The sequence below is a fragment of the Psychromonas sp. genome, assembly GCF_983033635.1.
The window spans coordinates 758-1,559 of record NZ_CEZLMY010000170.1; the positions used below are offsets into that span (position 1 = coordinate 758).

At 40.8% G+C, this 802-nt stretch carries 1 protein-coding gene; it reads left to right on the plus strand.

Going from position 1 to position 802, the window contains the following annotated elements; all coding sequences use genetic code 11:
* On the plus strand, positions 1 to 802 hold an 802-nt coding region (locus AC4GME_RS15780; RefSeq protein ID WP_490379734.1), incomplete at both ends, for an ATP-binding protein.

Below are 802 nucleotides of genomic sequence, written 5' to 3' on the forward strand. Positions count from 1 at the left end.
AAGCTTAATTATGATGATAATGATGCCGCCAGTTTTCAACTGCAAGCCGAGCAAGCGCCGCGTATTCAGCAGCAACTCAATGAAGTGAATGAGGTTATTGAGGCGTTTGAAGGTAATATCAGTAAAATCCACGTAAAATTTGAGAAGTTAATCCAAGATTTAAAACTGCAAAAAGTAACAGATATTGCCAGCAATAAAGAGCAAACAGCAAATATTAAAGAGTCTGCGAATGTGCAGCTTGCGGTGATAAATGAAACCTATCAGCATCAACTTAATCAGTTAAATGAGTTATTAAATGCAAGCTACCTAAAGCTTAATATGCAGCAGCAGACCCTTGATAACAAACTCAGTCAGGCGCATCTGCAACAGCAGAATCCGACAATTGATAATGAGCTGTTAATTTCCATTGAAAACAATCAAGCTGATATTCGCGCCGCACATGAAACGCAAACAGTTATTTTGCAGAAGCACAATGTGTTAAACAGTCACTTAAGCGTGCTGGAAAAACAGCGTGAAAAACTACTCGATAAACACAAAAAAGATAACCGTCACCTTGAACAGCTTAAGCAGCAGTGTTTAGCCGTTGAGCAGCAGTTACTGCCGCAAGTCGGCTCGCTACAGCACTTTTTAGCGAATGAACCCCTGGCCGTCAATTGGAAAGATAATATCGGTCGTTTGTTATCAACAGAGCAACTGGCACGTACTGATTTAGACCCTAAATGGCGGGAGGAAACAGATAGTTTTTATGGTCTGCAGTTGGATCTGCAACAACTGCAGGATAGTGATCTGCAGCTTAATGAAA